The 18,356-nt window shown below is 54.7% G+C and carries 24 protein-coding genes and 1 tRNA gene; 17 read left to right on the top strand and 8 right to left on the bottom strand.

The features are described 5' to 3' along the window. Positions 1–50 precede the first annotated feature (50 nt). Entirely contained in the window at positions 51–500 is a 450-nt protein-coding gene (locus CGZ77_RS01750) for a CopD family copper resistance protein (RefSeq protein WP_009427557.1), read from the bottom strand. A 120-nt stretch (positions 501–620) separates the two neighbouring features. Between CGZ77_RS01750 and CGZ77_RS01745 the strand changes: the two genes are divergently transcribed. Next, complete coding sequence (locus CGZ77_RS01745; protein WP_036496874.1) at positions 621–833, top strand: glycine zipper 2TM domain-containing protein; 213 nt, start codon at positions 621–623, stop codon at positions 831–833. Positions 834–956: 123 nt separating this feature from the next. Here the strand turns inward: CGZ77_RS01745 and CGZ77_RS12585 are convergent, their stop codons facing one another. Continuing rightward, on the bottom strand, positions 957–1,085 hold the full coding sequence (locus CGZ77_RS12585) for a hypothetical protein (RefSeq protein ID WP_009427559.1): 129 nt from the start codon (positions 1,083–1,085) through the stop codon (positions 957–959). Between the two features lie 108 nt (positions 1,086–1,193). Between CGZ77_RS12585 and rsmA the strand changes: the two genes are divergently transcribed. After that, on the top strand, positions 1,194–1,973 hold the full coding sequence (rsmA, locus tag CGZ77_RS01740; RefSeq protein WP_036496875.1) for a 16S rRNA (adenine(1518)-N(6)/adenine(1519)-N(6))-dimethyltransferase RsmA: 780 nt from the start codon (positions 1,194–1,196) through the stop codon (positions 1,971–1,973). Positions 1,974–2,021: 48 nt separating this feature from the next. Then, entirely contained in the window at positions 2,022–2,747 is a 726-nt protein-coding gene (locus tag CGZ77_RS01735) for an amino acid ABC transporter ATP-binding protein (protein WP_094031204.1), read from the top strand. Positions 2,748–3,018: 271 nt separating this feature from the next. Here CGZ77_RS01735 and CGZ77_RS01730 read toward each other — a convergent pair whose 3' ends face one another. The 3 genes from CGZ77_RS01730 to CGZ77_RS01720 form a co-directional block, all read right to left on the bottom strand. After that, a complete protein-coding gene (locus CGZ77_RS01730; RefSeq protein WP_094030856.1) occupies positions 3,019–3,522 on the bottom strand; it encodes a hypothetical protein in 504 nt (167 codons plus the stop codon). Between the two features lie 12 nt (positions 3,523–3,534). Continuing rightward, positions 3,535–3,990 (bottom strand): thioesterase family protein, encoded by a 456-nt coding sequence (locus CGZ77_RS01725; RefSeq protein ID WP_094030855.1) that lies wholly within the window; start codon positions 3,988–3,990, stop codon positions 3,535–3,537. Positions 3,991–4,078: 88 nt separating this feature from the next. Beyond that, on the bottom strand, positions 4,079–5,050 hold the full coding sequence (locus CGZ77_RS01720) for a L,D-transpeptidase (RefSeq protein ID WP_094031203.1): 972 nt from the start codon (positions 5,048–5,050) through the stop codon (positions 4,079–4,081). A 118-nt stretch (positions 5,051–5,168) separates the two neighbouring features. On the opposite strand from CGZ77_RS01720, the gene CGZ77_RS12390 reads away from it, so the two are divergent. From CGZ77_RS12390 to carA, 8 genes are all read left to right on the top strand, one after another. Further along, complete coding sequence (locus CGZ77_RS12390) at positions 5,169–5,927, top strand: TRAM domain-containing protein (RefSeq protein WP_232504843.1); 759 nt, start codon at positions 5,169–5,171, stop codon at positions 5,925–5,927. Then, positions 5,924–6,487 (top strand): methyltransferase domain-containing protein, encoded by a 564-nt coding sequence (locus CGZ77_RS12385; protein WP_232504842.1) that lies wholly within the window; start codon positions 5,924–5,926, stop codon positions 6,485–6,487. Before CGZ77_RS12390 ends, CGZ77_RS12385 begins: the two co-directional genes overlap by 4 nt. A 159-nt stretch (positions 6,488–6,646) precedes the next feature. Further along, positions 6,647–8,110 (top strand): lipopolysaccharide assembly protein LapB, encoded by a 1,464-nt coding sequence (locus tag CGZ77_RS01710; protein ID WP_009426307.1) that lies wholly within the window; start codon positions 6,647–6,649, stop codon positions 8,108–8,110. 12 nt (positions 8,111–8,122) lie between these two features. Further along, positions 8,123–9,226 carry a response regulator gene (locus tag CGZ77_RS01705; RefSeq protein ID WP_009426308.1) on the top strand — a complete coding sequence of 368 codons (1,104 nt, stop codon included), beginning with the start codon at positions 8,123–8,125 and terminating at the stop codon, positions 9,224–9,226. A 12-nt stretch (positions 9,227–9,238) separates the two neighbouring features. Further along, a complete protein-coding gene (locus CGZ77_RS01700) occupies positions 9,239–9,775 on the top strand; it encodes an ATP/GTP-binding protein (RefSeq protein ID WP_009426309.1) in 537 nt (178 codons plus the stop codon). Position 9,776: 1 nt separating this feature from the next. Further along, on the top strand, positions 9,777–10,412 hold the full coding sequence (locus CGZ77_RS01695) for a hypothetical protein (protein WP_036496175.1): 636 nt from the start codon (positions 9,777–9,779) through the stop codon (positions 10,410–10,412). A gap of 118 nt (positions 10,413–10,530) precedes the next feature. Beyond that, positions 10,531–10,893 (top strand): roadblock/LC7 domain-containing protein, encoded by a 363-nt coding sequence (locus CGZ77_RS01690; protein ID WP_009426311.1) that lies wholly within the window; start codon positions 10,531–10,533, stop codon positions 10,891–10,893. A gap of 197 nt (positions 10,894–11,090) precedes the next feature. Continuing rightward, a complete protein-coding gene (gene carA, locus CGZ77_RS01685; protein WP_036496177.1) occupies positions 11,091–12,224 on the top strand; it encodes a glutamine-hydrolyzing carbamoyl-phosphate synthase small subunit in 1,134 nt (377 codons plus the stop codon). A gap of 106 nt (positions 12,225–12,330) precedes the next feature. On the opposite strand, the gene CGZ77_RS01680 is transcribed toward carA, so the two are convergent. From CGZ77_RS01680 to CGZ77_RS01670, 3 genes are all read right to left on the bottom strand, one after another. Beyond that, positions 12,331–12,407, bottom strand: a tRNA-Pro gene (locus tag CGZ77_RS01680). 47 nt (positions 12,408–12,454) lie between these two features. Further along, on the bottom strand, positions 12,455–13,159 hold the full coding sequence (locus tag CGZ77_RS01675) for an SAM-dependent methyltransferase (RefSeq protein WP_009426313.1): 705 nt from the start codon (positions 13,157–13,159) through the stop codon (positions 12,455–12,457). Between the two features lie 41 nt (positions 13,160–13,200). After that, positions 13,201–13,791, bottom strand: a complete 591-nt coding sequence (locus tag CGZ77_RS01670) for a nucleoside triphosphate pyrophosphatase (RefSeq protein ID WP_009426314.1) — start codon at positions 13,789–13,791, stop codon at positions 13,201–13,203. A 51-nt stretch (positions 13,792–13,842) separates the two neighbouring features. On the opposite strand from CGZ77_RS01670, the gene CGZ77_RS01665 reads away from it, so the two are divergent. The 6 genes from CGZ77_RS01665 to CGZ77_RS01640 all read left to right on the top strand — a co-directional run bounded on the left by CGZ77_RS01665 (position 13,843) and on the right by CGZ77_RS01640 (position 18,188). Further along, complete coding sequence (locus CGZ77_RS01665) at positions 13,843–14,343, top strand: DUF177 domain-containing protein (RefSeq protein WP_009426315.1); 501 nt, start codon at positions 13,843–13,845, stop codon at positions 14,341–14,343. Positions 14,344–14,371: 28 nt separating this feature from the next. Beyond that, on the top strand, positions 14,372–14,551 hold the full coding sequence (gene rpmF / locus CGZ77_RS01660; protein WP_003773931.1) for a 50S ribosomal protein L32: 180 nt from the start codon (positions 14,372–14,374) through the stop codon (positions 14,549–14,551). A gap of 89 nt (positions 14,552–14,640) precedes the next feature. Further along, positions 14,641–15,174, top strand: coding sequence for a phosphoribosyltransferase (locus CGZ77_RS01655; RefSeq protein ID WP_009426316.1), 534 nt, complete (start codon positions 14,641–14,643; stop codon positions 15,172–15,174). Positions 15,175–15,264: 90 nt separating this feature from the next. Then, positions 15,265–16,323: a phosphate acyltransferase PlsX gene (gene plsX / locus CGZ77_RS01650; RefSeq protein WP_009426317.1), complete on the top strand. Its 1,059-nt coding sequence runs from the start codon at positions 15,265–15,267 to the stop codon at positions 16,321–16,323. A gap of 198 nt (positions 16,324–16,521) precedes the next feature. Continuing rightward, positions 16,522–17,481, top strand: a complete 960-nt coding sequence (locus CGZ77_RS01645) for a beta-ketoacyl-ACP synthase III (protein WP_094030854.1) — start codon at positions 16,522–16,524, stop codon at positions 17,479–17,481. 218 nt (positions 17,482–17,699) lie between these two features. Then, a complete protein-coding gene (locus CGZ77_RS01640; protein WP_051040434.1) occupies positions 17,700–18,188 on the top strand; it encodes a hypothetical protein in 489 nt (162 codons plus the stop codon). Positions 18,189–18,356: the final 168 nt, after the last annotated feature.

Here is an 18,356-nt window from a genome sequence, read left to right as displayed (position 1 = left end):
AAAAACCGGAAAACGGGTTTCAGACGGCCTTTCTTTGTGTTTCAGACGGCCTACCACACGAAATAAAACATGGTTTTGGCCAGCAGCACAATCAAAACCATCTGCGCCAGCACGGCGGCATGGATGTAGCGCGACCAGTTTTTCGTCAGCGTGCCGCGCCGCATTTTGCTTACGGCAACGACAAAATGCAGCAGGATGCCGAGGGCGAGGCAGATTTTCAGGGTAAGCTGGGTGTTGAACGATGCGGCAAACGGATCGGCAAGATTGGGCAGGTAGCGCAGGCAGGCCATGCCGATGCCCGAAGCGAACACGCCCGCCACAATCCACGGCATCACCTTCACCGCCCGCCGCGACAGCGCCTTTTCCACCTCGCGGCGCGATTCTCGCGACACGGATTTCGTGTGCATCACGCTCAAAACCAGGCTTTCAAAGAACACGCCGCCGACAAAGGCAACGGCGCAAAACAGATGGGCAATGTGAACCCAGGCGTAGGCAGACATAACAAACCTTTGGAAAGATTAACCCGCGATACACACCCGCCAACGCGCGGCCTGTGTATCCTTGCGCCGCCATTGTAGCAAATGGCGTTTTTTTCTTCCCCTAAAGTTAAGGAGTCTCCCATGAAACCGTTTTACCTCAAAACCGCCGCACTGGTTGCCTTGGCCGTGTCCCTGAGCGCATGCAACGGCATGTCGCAAACCCAGCGCAACACCGCTGCGGGCGCAGTCATCGGTGGCGTGGCCGGCAACCTGATCGGCGGCGACACCGGCTCGACTCTCGGCGGCGCCGCTTTGGGCGGCGTAATCGGCAGCCAGGTCAAGCGCCACCGCTGATTCCCATCACAGAGAAAGGCCGTCTGAAAACGTGTTTTCAGACGGCTTTTTGTATCGGTGTTACAGGCCGCAAGGCTGATTGTTAACAGACCTTAGGGAAACGCCGAAGCGGGCAAAGCTGCCTCAATGCCTGTGCGACGTTTCCACGCCCGTTTTGATTTCGCCGTAAAAGCCGTTTTCGCCCGAAGAGTGGTCGGCGGCGCAGGCGGCCAGCAGCAGCGGCAGGATAAGGGCGGGTAACAGGATTTTCATTGCGGATTCCTTTCGTAAAACAGTTTGAGGAGGGGGCAAGCCCATCTTTTCAGACGGCCCTCTGCCGTTTGGGCTACAATGCGCGACTTTATCCCAAAGCGTGCGACTATGAAAGAACACCAAGCCCGAAAGCGTTTCGGGCAGAATTTTTTACAGGATACGCGCATCATCGCCGACATCGTCAACGCCGTTCGGCCGCAGGCGGGCGACACGGTGATCGAAATCGGCCCGGGCTTGGCGGCGATTACCAAGCCCTTGGCGGAAAAGCTCGACCGCCTGCACGTGATCGAAATCGACCGCGACATCGTAGGCCGTCTGAAAACCCTGCCGTTTGCCGACAAGCTCGTGATACACGAGGGCGACGTTTTGCAGTTTGATTTCAACAGCATCGCGGGCAAAAAGAAAATCGTCGGCAACCTGCCGTACAACATTTCCACGCCGCTTTTGTTCCACCTGAGTGAAATTGCCGACGATGTCGTCGATATGCACTTCATGCTGCAAAAAGAAGTGGTCGAACGCATGGTGGCTGCGCCCAAAACCAACGACTACGGCCGCTTGGGCGTGATGCTGCAATACTTTTTTGAGATGGAAAAACTCATTGATGTGCCGCCCGAATCGTTCGACCCCGCGCCGAAAGTCGATTCCGCCGTCGTCCGCATGATTCCGCTCAAACACCGCATCGGGCAGGCGCAGGATTTTGAGCATTTTGCCAAATTGGTCAAACTGGCCTTCCACCAGCGGCGCAAAACCATCCGTAACAACCTCAAAGAGCTGGCGGACGACGAAGACTTGCAGGCCGTGGGCATCAACCCGCAAGACCGCGCCGAACACATCGCGCCGGAAAAATATGTCGAATTAAGCAATTATCTGGTGAAAAAGGCCGTCTGAAAACGCAACTCCGGTAAAGTTGAAATCGAAAAACCATTGGAAACCATCATGATCAAACTGAAAAACGTCAACAAACACTTCGGCGACCTGCACGTCGTCAACAACGTCAATCTTGAAGTGAAACAGGGCGAAGTCGTCGTCATCTGCGGCCCCTCCGGCAGCGGCAAATCCACCCTCATCCGCACCATCAACCAGCTTGAAAGCATCCAGAGCGGCGAAATCTGGGTGGACGGCATCAACGTCGCCGACCCGAAAACCGACCTCAACAAAATCCGCACCGAAGTTGGCTTCGTCTTCCAGCATTTCAACCTCTATCCCCACCTCACCGTGCTGGAAAACATCATCCTCTCGCCCATGCAGGTGAAAAAACAAAAACGCGAAGAAGCCGTGCCCAAAGCCCTCGCCCTGCTCGAACGCGTCGGTCTCGCCCACAAAAAAGACGCCCTGCCGGGCGAACTCTCCGGCGGCCAGCAGCAGCGCGTCGCCATCGCCCGCGGCCTGGCGATGGAGCCTGCCGTCCTTCTGTTCGACGAACCCACCTCCGCCCTCGACCCGGAAATGGTCGGCGAAGTGCTCAAAGTGATGAAAGACCTCGCGCAAAGCGGCATGACCATGATGTGCGTCACCCACGAAATGGGCTTCGCCCGCGAAGTGGCCGACCGCATCATCTTCGTCGACCACGGCGTGATTGTCGAAGACGCGCCGCCGGAAGAATTTTTCCAAAACCCGAAAAGCGAGCGCGCCAAACAGTTTCTCGCGCAGGTGATGCACTGACAGGAAAGTAAAGAAGAAGGCCGTCTGAAACCTGTTTCCTCTACCGCTTGTACCCCGTTGGGGTATAAACGGTAGAGGGCTGGGGCGGGGAGTGAACGGCGTTTATACGGCGGCGGATAAGCGGTTCTGCGAACCGCCACCCCCACCCCAACCCTCCCCCGCGCTTTGGCGCAGGGGAGGGAGCAGAGTGGCTGACGGCAGCGCGGCAGCCGAAAATTTAAGGCCGTCTGAAACGGGAGGCCGTCTGAAAAAACCTGCGAAGCAGGTTTTTTCAGACGGCCTTGCCGTTTTTGCCGAATACCCGTTTCAAGGGCAGCGGCCGCATGGTGTTCCTAACCAGTTCGCGCGAAGCTTCGTGTGGGCCGATGATAAGCGACGGCAGGTGTTTTTTGCCGCTGCGGTGGTAGTGGAGGTTCAGGCCGTTGCTCAGAAAGGAGACGGTTTCACCGTCGGCGCGGTAGAGGGCGGCGATGTTTTTGCGGTATTTGCCGCGCACCAGCTTTTTCAGGTTGAGGACGGCGCGCAGGGCTTTGCTGCGGATTTTCTGCGGGCGGCGGATTTCGATTTGTTCGGCGCTGATGCGTCCCGCCTGTTCGTCAACGATAAAGGCGGCATGGCAGCCGGGCAGGCGGAAAGAATACATGACGAAACCGTTGCCGAAGCGCATATCGGCCTTGCGGCGGACAAAACGGCAGGCTTGGCGCGGCGGGGTGTCGGGAAAGAAGGTTGCGTGTTTCAGAAACACGGACAGTTTGATGCGTTTGCTTTTTTTCATGGCTCGGAGTTTTCAGACGGCCTCAGTGCTGTCGGCGCAGGACAGGGCGGCGAGGCGTTGGCGGAATTCGGGCGGTAGGCGGCGGACGCGGCCTGCGTCGTAGTCGAAGGCGGCCATGTGGCATTGGACGGCAGCAATCGGCAGGCCGTCGCGGCGGCGGATAATGGCTGTGTCGAAGCGGAAGCCTGCGGCGGCGGTTTCGGCGATGCCGGCATCGGCGCGCAGTTCGTCGCCGTGGAAGGCCTGGTTGTGGTATTGCACGACGGCGGCGCTCATGATGAGGCCGCAGCCGCCGATGTCGGTCTCACTCAGGCCGATTGAGGCGAGCCAGCGCAGGCGGACTTCGTGTGCCATTTTCAAAACGGCGTCGTTGGCGAGGTGGTTGCCGTAGTTGAGGTCGCCGACCTGTACGGTGACGAGGGTGCTGAAACAGACGGCTGCGGGCGGGGGAACGGTGGGGCGGGGCATGGCGGGTTTCCGTGAGCGGTAAAGAGGCCGTCTGAAAAGCCGTCCGTTGCGGGCAAGGCTTTCAAACGGCCTGACGGGATGCGGCGGGTCAGAACAGGTTGTCGCTGCCGTCTGCGCTTTCGTCGGGTACGTCGGAGGCGGCAGGCGCGGCGGCGCGGGGTTTGACGGGTGTGGCGGGCAGGACGGGGGCGGCGTTGTTGAGGGTGTCGTCGCCGGCGTCGATTTCGATTTCGCTGCCTTCGGGCAGGGTTTGGTCGACCGCGGGAGCGGCGGGTTTGACGGCTTTCGGTTTGCTCAATGCGCCCGATCCGGAGAGCCAGGCCAGCGATTGCAGGCTGCCGCTGATTTTGCCTTTGCCGCCGCAGGTGAGGCAGTTGGGCGCGCCGGTGCGGTTTTTCAGCACGGCGTCGATTTGTTTGGCGGACACGTTTTTGCCGTTGGCTTTCGACCAGGCGGCGATGCTTTTGCGCAGGGCGGCGGTGTCGAGGTTTTTCTTGTTATAGGGGTCGCGGAAGGCGGCCAGCCAGAGATTGCCCGCGCCGTCGACGTTCAGCGATGCCATTTGGTAAATAACGTCGGCGGGCGAGCCGGAGGAGACGGTTTTGGCAAATTGCAGGGCGTCGGGCGATTTCATGCGCACGCATCCGTGGCTGCGCACGCCGGGTACGCTGGCGGGGGCGTTGGTGCCGTGGATGCCGAGGCCGAGTTTCGGGTCGCCCAGTCGGACGAAGACGGGGCCGAGCGGGTTTTTCGGGCCGGGCGGAATGGAGGTGACGCCGTTGTTCAGTTCTTTTTGGATGGATTTGGGGATGTGCCAGGTGGGATTGTAGGCTTTGGCGCCGATTTTGTGTGCGCCGATGGTGGTTTGCGTTAATGCTTTGCCGACGGCGACGGGGTAGATTTTCGACAGTTTGCCGTCAGTGTAGAGAAAGAGGCGCTGTTGGGGGATATTGATAACGACGTGGTGGCCGGAGGAGACGGGTGCGACGTCGGGAACGGGGGTGTTTGCGAAGGCCGGCGCGGCGGCAAGTGCGAGCAGACTGAATCCTAGTTTTTTCATGATGTTGTTTTCAGTGAGGATAATGAGGGGCGGCATCATACCGCAAACCCCGGCGATTTGTGGGAAAATGCCGCCTTTTTGTGCGTTTGGGCGCAACGGGCGTGGCGAAATGGCAATAGTGGCAGCAAAAGCAGAAAGGAACGAAAGTGCACTGGCGGCGCTGTTTGAAGCGGATGTGTCGGGTTGGGACTCGGAGGGGCGCGGCATCGTGCGCCGCGACGGCAAGGCGGTGTTTGTGACCGACGCGCTGCCGGGCGAGCGGGTGCTCTGCCGGGTGACGCGCACGGGGAAGCGTTTTGATGAAGCGGAGGCGGTGCGTGTGCTCAGGCCGTCTGAATCCCGCCGTACGCCGCCGTGTCCGCATTATGCCGAATGCGGCGGCTGTTCGATGCAGCATGTGGAGTTTGCCGCGCAGGTGGCGATGAAGCAGCGCGCGGTTGAGGAGCAGTGCGAACGCATCGGCAGAGTGCGCCCCACGCAGATGCTGGCGCCGGTATACGGTTTGCCGTGGCACTACCGCGAACGCGGGCGTTTCGGCGTTCAGGCAGACGAGGGAGGCCGTCTGAAAATCGGGTTTCGCGCAAAAAGGAGCAACCGGCTTGCCGACATATCTTCCTGCATGGTGCTGCCGCGCCATCTGTCGGCGGTGCTGCCCTTGTTGAAAGAAGCGCTGCAAACGTTTGCGGGCATCTTGCGGGGCATTGAATTTGCGGTTGGCGGCGGCAAAACGGCGCTTTGCCTGCTGACGGACAAGAGGCCGTCTGAAAAGCAGCGTGGCGCTTTGCGGGCATTGTCGGAAACGTTGGGCAGCGGCTGGCTGCTGAGTTGGAAAGCGGGCGATCGTGAAGAGCCTTTATATGGGGGCAGGGCGGTTTGAGCTACCGGCTGGACGATTTCGCTGTGGAAATGCCGTTTGATGTCGGCAGTTTCACGCAGGTCAACGAGCGGCTGAACAATGTGATGGTGCGCCGCGCGGTGGAAATGCTGTCGCCGCAGCGGGGCGAGCGGGTGGTCGATCTGTTTTGCGGATTGGGCAATTTCACGCTGCCGCTGGCACGCAGCGGTGCGCATGTGACGGGAGTGGAAGGTCTGCCCGCACTGACCGACCGCGCACGGCGCAATGCGGTGCTGAACGGTTGCGGCAATGCGTCGTTTGAAACGGCGGATCTGTTTTGTGCCGACGGATTGTCCCGTTTCTGGCGCGGTGCCGACAAAATGCTGCTCGACCCGCCGCGTGCGGGTGCTTACGAAGTGGTAAAATCGCTGAGGCCGTCTGAAATGCCCGCAAGGGTCGTGTATGTTTCCTGCAATCCGGCCAGCTTTGCGCGCGATGCGGCGGTGTTGGTGGAAAAGGGTTATAAATTCAAATCGCTAGGCGTGATGAATTTGTTTTCGCAAACCGCACATGTCGAGTCTGTCGGTTGTTTTGAGAGATAAGCGGTTTGTTTAATTTGGTAAAACATTGGGATAAATGTTCGGTTTTTTGTAAGTCATGCTATTATAAAAAGCTAAGGGATTAACGGATCTACAACAAATTTTACGCAGTCTTGAAAATGCTGCCCGTTTGTTGGATACGCCAGATATTGGGAGATATTCTTGGATTACATACTTATACTTGGGATTGTCGCCGTCGTTGCGCTGGTTATCGTCCTGCTCAAACAGCGAGGGAAGGAACAGCAGTCGGCTGTGCAGGCTAAAGCCAAAGGCAGGCATGCCGGCTCCCGCCCCGCAGTACAGGCGGAAGAACAGGCCGAGCCGGACGAGTGGACGGTTCAGTCGGATGCCTCGAATGACGATCTGCAAAGCTGGGATTGGGACAATACCGAAAATACGGATTTGTCCACCGCGTCAGTGTCGGCACAGGAAGTCGATCCGCTGACCGAATATCAGGTTTACAAACAGTTCGGCTATGAAGATAAGGCCGCAGTTTCGTTGGCTGGCTATCTGAATAATATGAAAGGCGATGCGCCAGAGAAACTGGTTGTCGAATTGGTCAATCTCTGCCTGAATGTCGGTGATGTCGATTTGTTGTCGGCTACGCTGGATCGCCATGCTTCCGTGCTGCCGCAGAACAAGTTGGCCGAATACGTCAAGGCCGGTTTGGCAATCGATCCGAACCATTTGGGCTTGCGCGTATTGGCCGAATCGAAGCTGAATTGGGGTATGCAGGAAGTTGCACGCCAAATCGGCGAGCAGACAGGTTTGGAGTCGTCCGATTCCGATACATACAGCGGTTCTGCTGCTCCGACTGTTGAAGTGGCCGTGAATCAGAGCGGTCAGGAATTCAGACGTTTGAGCAAACCGAGTCCGCTGATTATCGGCAAAGCCGAAGTCGGTGATATGACGGAAGAAGAAATGAGTGCGGTGATCGGTTTTGTTAAACCGGAGAAATCCGCCAAGCTTCTGAAAAACCAAGTGGATTATGAAACTGCCCGTCGCCAATACAATAAAGCCATTCAAAAAGCCGAGAAACCTGCCGGTCTGATTATTGATGCCTTGAAACTCGATTATCAACATGCCGATGTAAACGAGTTTGCCAAACACTTGTGGAAGCTGTATTACTCTTTGGGTTCTAACGGGCGGCAGGTTAAAGAGCGTATGCTGGGCTGGGGTTACAGCTTGGGACAGCATGAGGTTTTTGATAATTTGGAGCAATCTCCAAGCGAACAGCAGGTTCGTGAAATCGGTTTGCGCCAAGGTTATCTTCAAGGTAGTGCGCGTCAATCAAAAGTCAAATACCGCGAACTGGTTCAGCGCAACGATTCTATTTTGAACGAAAGCACTTCGCCTGCCGAGTTGGCCTTGAAGGAAGTTGAGTCTCTGTTGATGTATGGTCAGCTGGATCAGGCTATCGGTACATTGGAACAGGCCGTCTTAAAATATCCGCAAGAGTCCCAGTTGTACATTATGTTGTTCGATCTGTACGAGCGTTCCGAGGATTGGGTTAAGCTGGAACAATTCTTAAGATTGCTGAGGGAAAAAGAGGCTAATTTGCCGGAAGAAGTTGTTTTGGCAATCAGTCAGTTGCAACAGCGTATTCATCGCAATTCCAATAAATAAGAGTACTGAACAATGGATAATTTAATACCGAAAGTGAAGACAGTACGGGTAATGCTGCAGGAAATGGGTGAGCAACAGAATGCCGTGTTCAAAATGGCATTTAAAATGCACAACACCACAAATTATGAAATCGTTGATCAGAGTTCGGCTCATAAACCCGATATGGTTTTGGTAGATGTCGATGGCAGCAAGGGGATGCTGGCATGGCATGAGGCCAAAAAAAATTATCAAGATGTTCCGGTGGTTGTCTTTTCTGCTCATGAACCTGTCGTTACTGCTCCGTATCTACCCAAGCCGGTAAAGTTTGATACGCTGTTTCCTATTTTAAGGAGTTTGGCGCAGGGAGGGAATGTCGTCGAAGCCAAACAGGCGAAACCTGATGCGACAGTGCAATCGACTTCTGTCAATGCCGGTGTACAAAACAGAAAAACAACTATCCGCCGTTTTAATCCGCAAAGAGGATTGCTTGGTGCGTTAAGGGCATCCAGTGAGCGCCAGCAGGACACTGCTGTTTTAGTGGGTGGGAAGCCGGTTTTGATTGTATTCCCGAGTATCCAGCGAGTTTTGCTTACTGTTGGTGCCGAAGAATTGGAAAAAATGTGTCAGGATGATCATTTGGCTGTGGTATGCAAATCTGTTCCTGATAATCCTCAGTGGAAAGAGAAAGCCAAAGTGACCATTATGTCCTGCCTGTGGCAGATGGCTATTTGGACTGCTCAGGGCAGATTGGTATTTCCGATGACTCCGCAAACGGTGTTTACCTTAAAAAGGTGGCCGAATCTGACACGGTTGGCTCCTGTTCCCGAGTCTATGCGCTTATCGGCATTTCTGACTAAGACATCAGTAAACTTGAATATTCTTTATAAAGTTATGCCTTTGGATATGGCCGACATCCTCAATTATCTTGCTGCTACCTATGTTACCGGCTATTTGGCAACAGATAATGAATTCTCGGCTCAGGGTAATAAAGAATTGGCATCGGGTACGATGAATGTGAACACCCATGTGCCCGACAATAAGATGTCTAAAGATGCGTTAAGTGCGGTTACTCCTTCGCAAAATCAGCCTCGTGGTTTATTGCAGCGTTTGATGCGCAAATTATCTGGCGGTAAATAAGGATTTAATGGAATGAAAGAGAATAAAATTATTTTTACCGGCCCTGTCGGAGTGGGAAAAACAACTGCTATTGCAGCTTTGTCGGATGATCCTCCGGTTAAAACCGATGCCCGTGCTTCAGATATGACACTTGTGCGTAAAGGGCATACTACTGTGGCAATGGACTATGGTGTCATCCGCTTGGATGAAGATGTAAAAGTGCATCTGTATGGCACACCGGGTCAAGAGCGCTTCAATTTTATGTGGGAAATTCTCAGCAAAGGCAGTATGGGGTTGATTTTGTTGCTGGATAATACTCGTGCCAATCCGTTAAAAGACTTAACTTTTTTTCTGGATGCGTTTAAGGACTTGCTGAAAACTGCCCCTTTAGTAGTGGGGATTACCAAAATGGACGTCCGCTCTTTGCCGGGAATTGATGTTTATCAAAAATATTTGGCGCAACATAATTTTAATGTTCCTGTGTTTGAGGTAGATGCGCGCGAAGAAGAAGATGTCAAGCAGTTGGTCAGTGCAATGTTGTTTTCAATTGATCCGGGTTTAGAGGCATAAAATGGATTCTACACTTTCTTTACAATCAAATTTATATCCGCGCGTGACACCTGCGGGTGCTTATTATGCTGTTTCGAGCAACGTGCCGAGTGCAAGCAGAACTTTGCTGCACGGTTTGCTACGTGCCTCCGGTGATGAAACTGCCAGCACGGATAATCTTTTGGCATGGGCTGAAACCGACGATGCCGATTCTGCGTTGAACTTGCTTTATCGTTTGCAAAGACTTGAGTTCTTGTATGGAGATGAGCAGCCTGTATACCAAGAGTCCAGTATGACGGATGATCAGCTGCCCGAACTGTTGGCTCAATTGTCAAGTGTCGGTAAGGCTTTGTTGGCCGATGCGAACGGCCTGTATTTTGCCAATGCGGGTTTTCATCATGAGACTGCGGAAGAAGTCGGATTGATGTCCAGCGAGGTTGCCGCTTTAGGTGAAAAGCATCAGCTGCTGGTAAAAAACAATCTCAATATCCATCATAATGCATGGGGTATTTGTGATCCTTCAGGGCAAACAGAGCTGACTTTCTTCCCATTATATGCGGGAAAAGTGAAGCTGGTTTTGGTAGTTGCAGGCATGCCGGATTTGAATAAGGAAGCGTTTGTTTCTTTAATTAAAGTGTTATGCAATCGGTATGCTTAAATATTGGTTGTGATTCCTCAATGTCATAAACAGAAATATTTCTGGTATTACGGGTAAATTCTTGATGCTGTCATGTCGGCATCTTATATAAAAGATACAAATTAATTGGATTACAAATATGCGTGAACAACTTTTGATTTCGGTATTGAGCGATTTGAATGCGACTTCTGCGGATATTACTGCTTCTGCCGTAATTTCCAGCGACGGCTTGCCGATTGCCACTTTGATTCCACATGGTCTTGATCCGGATCGTGTCGGTGCAATGTCGGCAACTCTGCTGGCTTTGGGAAGTCACGCTGCCAATGAACTCAATTGCGGTGATTTGGATCAGGTAATGGTTAAAGGCAAAAACGGTTATATTCTCTTAAACCAAGCAGGTCCCGATGCTGTATTGGCTTTAATTGCCAACGAAAGCGGTAAACTCGGACTGATTTTGCTGGATGCGAAGCGTGCGGCGAAACATATTGCCGATATTATCTGAGTTTGGTTTCAAAAAGTTTTATTAACTAATTGAAACAAAATAAATTTTAGGTTTGCTTGAATTTGAGTGGTGCGTTCGTTTACAATTCACACCCTCGTTTCGGCTTGGTTTGATATTTGATTAGGCACGCAATATGTCTCATATATACGGCATATGCGTGCTTTTTCGCGAAGATTGAAATTACTAGGATTTTTATAATGACTATTCCCGCTCTTCTCGTTCTTGCCGACGGCAGCGTATTTCACGGCCGATCTATCGGCTACCAGGGTAATGCGTCCGGTGAAGTTGTGTTCAATACATCCATGACCGGATATCAGGAAATCCTGACGGATCCTTCATATTGCAAGCAAATTGTTACACTCACCTATCCCCATATCGGTAATACAGGTATCAATCCCGAAGATGTCGAAGGTAAGGCTGTGCATGCATCCGGCTTGATTATTCGTGATTTACCTTTATTGGGTAGTAATTTTCGCGAAACGGAGAGTTTGCAGGAATTTTTGGTGCGCAATAAAACGGTAGCCATTGCAGATATCGACACGCGTAAGCTAACTCGAATTCTTCGTGACAAAGGTGCGCAGGCCGGAGCCATTTTGACAGGCGAACAGGCTGACGAGAGCCATGCCAAGGAGCTGATTGCTGCGTTCGGCAGTATGGTAGGGAAAGACTTGGCCAAAGAAGTAAGTTGCAGCGAACCGTATGAATGGACGGAAGGCGAGTGGGTGCTCGGTAAGGGCTTTGTGACGCCGCAGGAGCAGCCTTATCATGTTGTCGCCTACGACTACGGTGTCAAAACCAATATTCTGAGAATGCTTGCCGCGCGCGGATGCAGGCTGACGGTTGTGCCTGCGCAAACACCGGCAAAAGAAGTCTTGGCCATGAATCCGGATGGCGTGTTTTTATCAAACGGTCCCGGCGATCCCGAAATGTGCGACTACGCAGTTTCAGCAGTGAAAGAGCTTTTGGACAGCGGCAAGCCTGTTTTCGGTATTTGCCTCGGACATCAGTTGTTGGGTTTGGCTTTGGGCGGGAAAACGAAAAAAATGCCTTTCGGCCATCACGGCGGCAACCATCCCGTTCAGGATTTGGACAGCGGCAAAGTGATGATTACCAGCCAAAACCACGGATTCGAGGTGGATGCGGATACTTTGCCTGCGGGCGTCAAAATTACCCACCGTTCGCTGTTTGACGGCTCGTTGCAGGGAATCGAGTTGGTCGGGCGGCCGGTATTCAGTTTCCAGGGGCATCCGGAATCAAGTCCCGGGCCGCACGACGTTGCGCCGTTGTTCGATAAATTTATCGACAACATAAGGGCGGCTGTCGGCCGTTAAACGGTTTTCAGACGGCCTCAAGCACAGATGAGACTGTCTGAAAACCATATGGATGAACCCTATCGGGGAAAATAAAAAAGCAGCCGAAACAGGCTGCTTTTGAAAATGGTCGGAATGAGAGGATTCGAACCTCCGACCCCTTCGTCCCGAACGAAGTGCGCTACCGGGCTGCGCTACATTCCGTAAAGAAGCGCGGATTATAGAGAGGCGCTTCTGTTTTTGCAAGGGCGTTATGCCTGCAAAACGAAAATTGTCGGGCGCTTTTTCAGATTCGGCAAAGCGTCGGCCAACCGCCATTCCGAAACCGGCCGGCTGACAATCAGCTGGGTGGGCAGCGTCAAATCGCAGGCGATGCACAGCCGGGTGTCGGGATGCAGTGAGGAAACGGCATCGGCCAGCATGGCGTCGTTCCGGTAGGGTGTTTCGATGAACAGCGCTGTTTCATTGTGCGCACGCGAATGCCGTTCCAAAGTTTTCAGCGCCGCAATGCGCTCGGTTTTTTCAGACGGCAGATAACCTTTGAATGCAAAATTCTGACCGTTTGCCCCCGATGCCATCAGCGCCAGCATGATGCTGGACGGGCCGACTAGCGGCTGTACGACAAACCCCTGTTTGTGTGCCAGCGCAACCAAATCGGCGCCCGGGTCGGCAACAGCGGGGCAGCCTGCTTCGCTGAGCAGACCCATGCTGCGGCCTTCCCGCAAAGGTTGCAGAAGGTTTGGCAGCGATTGGCGGTCGGTATGTCCGTTTAGGGTTTGCAGGTTCAGATCGCGTATGGGTGTGGTGATGCCGAGGTGTTTCAAATGCGTGCGTGCGGTTTTTTCCGCTTCCACGACAAAATCGGTCAGACCGGTAATGGCGGCTTGTTCGTGCGGCAGCAGGCAGGGCGTGTCGGGCGTACCCAGTGGGGTGGGGATCAGATAGAGCGTAGGCATGTTTTCGGTCGGAATAGTTGGCGGAGTGTTTTCAGACGGCCTCAGAGAATATCGACGCCTTCCACTTGGAGAAAATCGATCAGGCGAAAGAGGGGCAGGCCGATCAGTGCGTTCGGGTCGCTGCTTTCCACTTTTTGCAGCAGGGCGGCGCCCAAACCTTCGCTTTTGGCCGCGCCCGCGCAATAAACGGCATCAGGTTCGCGTTGCAGATAGCGGGCAATTTGTCCCTCAGACAGCTCGCGCATGGTGACGACGGTTTTGTCCACATGATGCCTGAGGCCGTCTGAAAACGTATTGAGCAGGCAGACCGCGCTGTAAAACTCAATCTGTTTTCCGTTCAGCTCCGACAGCATCTGTTGCGCGTTTGCGACGTTCATCGGTTTGCCGAGCTGCCTGCCCCCGCAGAGGGCGACTTGGTCGGCACCGATAATCAGCGTGCCAGGAAAACGCCCGGCCAGCGAGCGTGCTTTGCCGACGGCCAGGCGCAGGGCAGTATCGGCTGCCGCCTCGCCGGGGAGAGGTGTTTCGTCGAAATCGGGAGAGGCCGTCTGAAAAGACAGCCCCAGCTTTTTCAACTGTTCTTGGCGGAAAACGGAACTCGAACCGAGAACGATGGGCGGCGTGCGATTCATTTTTGTAAAAACATTGACGTTGAACGGCTTGGATTATATCATGCGCGGTTTATGTTAGAGCCTGATTTGATTGACCCCCTGGCGTTTGCCGCCGAGAAGCGCGAGCTTCGCGGCAGCCTGTCTCCCGCCGAGATGGACGAGCGCGTAAGGTCGCACGAATATTTAGCCGGAAACGCGGCGCCGTTGCAGGTTATGCTGCGCGGCGGCAAGGACAAATGGCAGCGTCCCTTTTTGGATTTGCATGTGGGCGGCAGTATGCCGCTGGTGTGCCAATGCTGCATGAAACCTGTCGAGTTCGAGCTGGACGAAAACGCGCGCATCGTATTGTTTGCCGACGAAGGCAGATTGGACGAAGCCATGTTGTCCGACGACGAGTTGGAAGGCATGGTGGCGGAGCGGGAAATTTCGGTGCGCACTTTGGTGGAAGACCAGATTCTGATGGCGATGCCTTATGCCCCGCGCCACGAAGATTGCGGTATGCCGGCCGGGGCGGCAGATTCGGGCAAGCCCAATCCCTTTGCGGTTTTGGCCGGGCTGAAAAGCAGCAAATAATTTTTCTATCATTTTTTAGGAGCTTGAAATGGCCGTTCAACAAAACAAAAAATCCCCCTCCAAACGCGGTATGCACCGTTCGCACGACGCGCTGACCGCGCCCGCCCTGTCTGTCGACAGCGCAACCGGCGAAGTACACCGCCCGCACCACATTTCGCCCAACGGCATGTACCGCGGCCGCAAAGTTATGAAAGCCAAAGGCGAATAAGCCGGAGGCGGATGAAAAACGGAAATCCGTCTGCGGGTTTCCGTTTTTGTTTTCGGTATTTTTCAGCAGCAAGCAGCGGAAAGACGATTATGGTCAAAAAAATTTGGTATACCTACGACGAAATCCATCAGGTGTTGAAACAGTTGGCGGAAAAAATCCGCGCAGGCGGGGTGCGGTACGATGCGATGATCGCCATCGGCGGCGGCGGCTTCATCCCGGCGCGTATCCTGCGCTGCTTCCTCAATATTCCGATTTACGCGGTAACTACGGCCTATTACGCCAACGATTTCGGCTATGAAACCAACGACGAAATCAAAAAAATCCAATGGCTCGATCCGATGCCGGAAACGCTGAAAGGCAAAAACATCCTGGTTGTCGACGAAGTGGACGATTCGCGCGTCACATTGGAATTCGTGCTGAACGAATTGCAAGAAGAAGATTTCGGCGAAATCGGCGTGGCCGTGCTGCACGCGAAAATTAAAGAAAAAACAGGCAAGCTGCCCGAGGGTATCCACTATTTCAGCGGCATCACCGTTGAGGACTGGTGGATCAACTACCCGTGGGACGCCGACGACATCGTCGCGCACAACACCCTTGCCGCAGAAAGCAAAAAGGCGGATTGAGGCCGTCTGAAAACAAAAAGGCGGTGCGGCGGCACAGGCAGCCGCACCGCCGGACAACCGGACTGGGCTCCGGCAAATGGAGAAAACCTTATGATTACCTTGGCTGTTGATGCCATGGGCGGCGATGCCGGGCTGGCGGTAACCGTTCCCGGCGCTTTGTCTTTTTTACGCCAGCAGAGCGGTGTTTCCCTACTGATGGTTGGCGACGAAACACAAATCCGTCAGGCTTTACAGGGCGCGGGCGCTCTTGCCGACCGAATCCGCATCATTCCCGCCACGCAGGTGGTGGAAATGGACGAGCAGCCCCAGCTGGCTTTGAAAAACAAAAAAGATTCCTCGATGCGCGTCGCCATCAACCAAGTCAAAGACGGCCAGGCGCAGGCTGCCGTCTCAGCGGGCAATACCGGCGCACTGATGGCCACCGCCCGCTTCGTGCTGAAAACCATACAGGGTATTGAGCGTCCGGCGATTGCCAAATTCATCCCGTCCAAAGACGGCCACATGACGCTGGTGCTCGATTTGGGTGCCAACGTCGACTGCACGCCCGAGCAGCTTGTGCAGTTTGCCGTGATCGGCAGCGAACTCGTCCACGCCCTCTATCCCGAAAAAGGCAGCCCGCGCGTCGGCCTGCTCAACGTCGGCACGGAAGACATCAAAGGTACGGACACCGTCAAGCAGACCTTCAAACTCCTACAAAGCAGCAAGCTCAACTTTATCGGCAACGTCGAAGGCGGCAGCATTTTCGACGGCGAAGTCGATGTCGTGGTGGCCGACGGCTTCGTCGGCAACATCGTGTTGAAAACCATTGAAGGCGCGGTGCGTTTTATGGGCGCGGCCATCAAGCAGGAATTCCAAACCAACCTGCTGACCAAACTCGGCGCACTGGCCGCCATGCCCGCATTGAAAGGCTTCAAAAACAAACTCGACCCGCGCAAATTCAACGGCGCAATCTTCCTCGGCCTGCGCGGCGTCGTCGTCAAAAGCCACGGCGGCACCGATGCCGTCGGTTTCAGCTACGCGCTGGAAGAAGCTTTCCACGAAGCCAAAGCCGACAGTCTGGCGCGCATTCAGGAAGGCGTGGCCGACCAGCTTGCCTTTCTCGCCGAGAAAAAACTCGAGGCCGAACAGGCGGCCATCAATATCGACTGAACAGGCCGTCTGAAAAACAGGTATGATGCCGCGCAGCACCGCACGCCTTTGCGGCAACGACACGACAGAGGCCGTCTGAAAAACGCAGATGCTTTCAGACGGCCTCTTTGCAAAATCCGCCCGAGCGCCCCGAACGGCGGCTGCGGCCGAAATCCCGACAGGTTCCCACCTTCCCAAATATTGCGAAAGGAACACACCATGCAGTATGCGAAAATTTTAGGCACGGGCAGCTATCTGCCCGCCAAACGCCTCAGCAACGACGACCTTGCCCAAATCGTCGACACCTCCGACGAATGGATCACCACCCGCACCGGCATCAAATTCCGCCACATCGCCGCCGAAAACGAAAAAACCAGCGACCTCGCCGTAGTAGCGGCGCAGCGTGCCTTGGCCGACGCAGGTATGAATGCGGACGAAATCGACCTCATCATCGTCGCCACCGCCACCCCCGATATGCAGTTTCCCGCCACCGCCACCATCGTTCAACACAAACTCGGCATCGCAGGCTGCACCGCTTTCGACGTGCAGGCCGTCTGCGCGGGCTTTATGTATGCGCTGGTGACAGCCAATGCCTACATCAAAAGCAATATGGCACGGAAAGTGCTAGTGATTGGAGCAGAAACGTTCAGCCGCATCCTCGATTGGAGCGACCGCACCACCTGCGTGCTGTTCGGCGACGGCGCGGGCGCGGTAGTGCTCGGCGCATCTGACGAACCGGGCATCATCCACGGCAAATTACAGGCCGACGGCAGCTATCTCGACCTGCTCAAAGTGCCCGCGCAGATAGCGGGCGGACAAATCTGCGGCAATCCCTATATCGAAATGGACGGGCCGGGCGTGTTCAAATTTGCCGTCAAAACGCTGGCCAAAGCTGCCGAAGACGTGCTGGCCGAAGCGGGATGCACTGCAGAGCAAATCGATTGGATCGTGCCGCACCAGGCCAACAAACGCATCATCGGCAGCACCGCCAAACACCTGGGCATCGGCATGGACAAAGTGATCCTCACCGTTCAGGATCACGGCAACACCTCCGCCGCTTCCATCCCGCTGGCGCTGGACGAAGGCATCCGAAGCGGCCGCATCGTGCGCGGACAAAACCTGCTGCTCGAAGGCATAGGCGGCGGATTCGCCTGGGGCGCGGTGCTTTTACGCTACTGAAAAGCGCCCGAAATATCCGGCATTTGCGTGCCGGACAAGCGGATGGCGGCAGAGGACGGAAAATTTAACAAACTCTAACGCATATACCGCTCAGCAAACTATTGCAACCGTTCGTCTGATGCGTATAATGCGTAACCGAGCCGAACGGTTATTTTTATGGATAATCGGTGCAGGCAATAATAATCGACCAAACATATTACATATACGGAGTATTGAAAATGCAGGCAATCCAACATTACGGCATCGTTATCTCATGGTTTCAGGACAAACAGCTCGGCGTCGTGCGCGACAAAGACGACACAGGTTCGCGCCTGCTGCTTTTGGCGGCAGACCTGCCCGCAGGCTACCGCGAGCCCAAAGTAGGCGACGAAATCACCTACATCGCCGGTACCGACGATAAAAACCGCCCCTGCGCCCTGTCGCCCGCGCCCGTCGTTCAGGCCAACCCCGCCGCCCGCGCAGGCGATGTGGTTAAAGAAGGCGACATCGTCCGCATCAAAGTCGGCATGTGGGACATCAAGAAAAACGGCGGCTTCGGCATGCTCGCCAGCGAACCCGAAATTCCCGTTTTCGCCCTCGGCCAACACCTCAACCAATTCAACGTGCCGCAGGTGGGCGACGTGCTCAAAGGCCGTCTGAAACGCCACAACAACGGCCAATGGCTCTTAACCGATATCGACATCCTCTATCCCGAAACCGAACAATAAAAGGGCAGGGCGGCCGTCTGAAAAGCACCATCCGCCGATAGAAGGACAAAACCCTTTCTGATACACTTCGCGCCATCGCATTCTGCCTGCGGTGGCGTTTTTACCGTCGGCACACGCCTGCCAAACAACACAGATAAAGTTTTCAGACGGCCTCCGCAGCAGATGCCG

Source organism: Neisseria sp. KEM232 (assembly GCF_002237445.1).
Taxonomy (GTDB): Bacteria; Pseudomonadota; Gammaproteobacteria; order Burkholderiales; family Neisseriaceae; genus Neisseria.
Note: the sequence above shows the minus strand (reverse complement) of the source record. Positions and strands in the feature narration are given on the sequence as shown.